The sequence below is a fragment of the Vibrio sp. genome, from assembly GCF_050299255.1.
Classification (GTDB): domain Bacteria; phylum Pseudomonadota; class Gammaproteobacteria; order Enterobacterales; family Vibrionaceae; genus Vibrio.
This window is the reverse complement of sequence record NZ_JBNKVP010000161.1, coordinates 1-2,517: the sequence shown is the minus strand read 5'-3', so window position 1 is coordinate 2,517 and position 2,517 is coordinate 1. Positions and strand designations below refer to the sequence as shown.

3 protein-coding genes are annotated in these 2,517 nt (G+C 45.3%); 1 reads left to right on the top strand and 2 read right to left on the bottom strand.

Going from position 1 to position 2,517, the window contains the following annotated elements:
• Window positions 1-648: aminotransferase class I/II-fold pyridoxal phosphate-dependent enzyme (locus ACQY6F_RS18750; RefSeq protein ID WP_428776617.1), on the bottom strand; the 648-nt coding region annotated here is incomplete at its 3' end.
• A 215-nt stretch (window positions 649-863) separates the two neighbouring features.
• On the opposite strand from ACQY6F_RS18750, the gene metJ reads away from it, so the two are divergent.
• Window positions 864-1,181, top strand: a complete 318-nt coding sequence (gene metJ, locus ACQY6F_RS18745) for a met regulon transcriptional regulator MetJ (protein ID WP_042484962.1) — start codon at window positions 864-866, stop codon at window positions 1,179-1,181.
• Window positions 1,182-1,300: 119 nt separating this feature from the next.
• On the opposite strand, the gene ACQY6F_RS18740 is transcribed toward metJ, so the two are convergent.
• On the bottom strand, window positions 1,301-2,517 hold a 1,217-nt coding region (locus ACQY6F_RS18740; protein WP_428776615.1), incomplete at its 5' end, for a malic enzyme-like NAD(P)-binding protein.

The following is a 2,517-nucleotide window of genomic DNA, read 5'->3' as shown; positions in this document are numbered from 1 at the left end:
GGTTTTACTGATCACTACGCCGCCAATGACATCTGAGTGACCATTAATAAATTTGGTCGTTGAGTGAATGACAAAATCAGCGCCAAGCGTAAGTGGTTGTTGGTATATAGGCGTTAAGAAAGTATTGTCGACAGCCACCAAAGCGCCAACCGCTTTTGCTTGTTGGCAGATTTTTTCGATATCAACCACTCTCACGAGCGGGTTAGACGGTGTTTCTAACAAAACCAGTTTTGGTTTTTTCGCCAAAGCCACTGCTAGCGCTTGCTCATCAGATTGATCTACAAACTGAACCTTGAAATCACCTTTATTAGAACGAGTGTTGAATAAACGGTAAGTTCCGCCGTAGCAGTCATGAGGCGCGACAATTAAATCGTTTGGGCCAAGAAATGTTGACGCAAGCAGGTTCAAAGCCGAAGTGCCGCAGTTGGTTACGACTGCGCCTTCACCGCTCTCTAGTTCGTACAACGCCTTTTCCAACAAACCTCTGTTAGGATTGCCAGAGCGGGTATAGTCGTATTGTGGAACTTCGCCAAACGCAGGGAAGCCGTAGTTAGTCGATAAGTAAATAGGTGGAACGACGGCGTGGAATTGAGTATCTGATTCAATTCCGGTTCGAACTGCGATTGTTGATGGCTTGCGTTTGGTCATGAGTGTTTCCTTTCCTGAGACTCTTAAATAGACATCCAAATTCACAGTAAGAATACATGTGTTCGTCTATATTGGGGAACTGCATCATACTTTACTTATCTAATTTTAAGACGTCAACACTTCTAGACGTCTATATGTCTTTGCTTATGGCGGTAAATCCCGCTAAAATCTAGCCTTTGAAATTATTACTCGAATTCGAACAATGAAGGTGCGCAATGGCAGACTGGAACGGTGAATATATAAGCCCCTATGCAGAGCATGGGAAAAAAAGTGAGCAGGTGAAAAAAATCACCGTATCAATCCCTCTTAAGGTATTGAAAATACTCACAGATGAGCGTACTCGCCGCCAGATCAATAACCTGCGTCATGCGACCAACAGTGAGCTTTTATGTGAGGCGTTTTTGCACGCGTATACTGGTCAGCCACTGCCAACAGATGAAGATCTGCGTAAAGATCGTCCGGATGATATTCCAGCCGAAGTAAAAGCACTGATGACAGAAATGGGCATCGAGTTCGAGGCTTACGACGACTAATTGTTGCCGATAATCTGTTTTTCCGCCTAATTGTGCAGATAGATATAAAAAGCCCTGATACGAGTCAGGGCTTTTTTGATGCTATGCATTGGCGAGTGATTGAACCATCAGGCTCGAAACTAGTTCGCCATGTAGTTTTCTGGCATCCCGATACGCGCAACACCAGAATCAATAGCCGCTTGAGCGACTGCTTTTGCAACACGTGGCAGCAAGCGAGGATCCATCGGTTTAGGGATGATGTACTCTTTGCCGAAAGTGAGTGAGTCCACACCCGCAGCTTTCAATACTTCTGCTGGTACTGGCTCTTTCGCCAATTCACGAATTGCCGCAACGGCAGCCAACTTCATTTCATCGTTAATCACTTTCGCACGTACGTCTAACGCGCCACGGAAAATAAATGGGAAACAAAGCACGTTGTTGACTTGGTTTGGATAGTCGCTTCGACCTGTACCCATAATCAAATCATCACGCACAGCGTGAGCCAGTGCTGGTTTGATTTCAGGATCTGGGTTTGAACAAGCAAACACCACAGGTTTATCTGCCATCAATTTGAGTTCATCTGCTGTTAGCAGGTTAGGGCCTGAAACGCCTAAGAACAGATCGGCACCTTTAATGACATCTTCCAATGTGCGCTTGTCTGTGTTGTTGGCAAATAACTGTTTGTATTCATTGATATCATCACGACGAGTGTGAATGACACCTTTACGGTCAAGCATGTAAATTTTTTCACGCATAGCACCGCATTTAATCAGCAGTTCCATACACGCGACTGCTGCAGCACCTGCACCCAAACACACGATAGTGCATTCACGTAGCTCTTTGCCTTGCAGTTCAATCGCGTTAAGCATGCCTGCTGCGGTAACAATCGCAGTACCGTGTTGATCATCATGGAAAACCGGCACATCGCAACGTTCAATCAGACGACGTTCAATTTCAAAACAGTCGGGCGCTTTAATATCTTCAAGGTTGATGCCGCCAAAGGTATCGGCGATGTTGGCAACGGTGTCAACAAACTCATCGATAGTACGGTGTTTTACTTGGATATCGATGGAATCTAGGTTTGCAAAGCGCTTGAACAGTAGAGCCTTACCTTCCATGACTGGTTTTGAAGCCATAGGTCCAAGGTTACCTAAACCAAGAATGGCGGTACCGTTAGAAATAACCGCAACGGTATTGCCTTTGGCTGTGTATTTATAAACATTATCAACGCTTTGTGCGATTTCGCGAACGGGTTCAGCTACACCTGGACTATATGCCAGTGCTAAGTCTTTTGCTGAATCTGCTGGTTTTGTGATAGCGATGGCAATTTTGCCAGGAGTCGGTAGAGCGTGGTAGT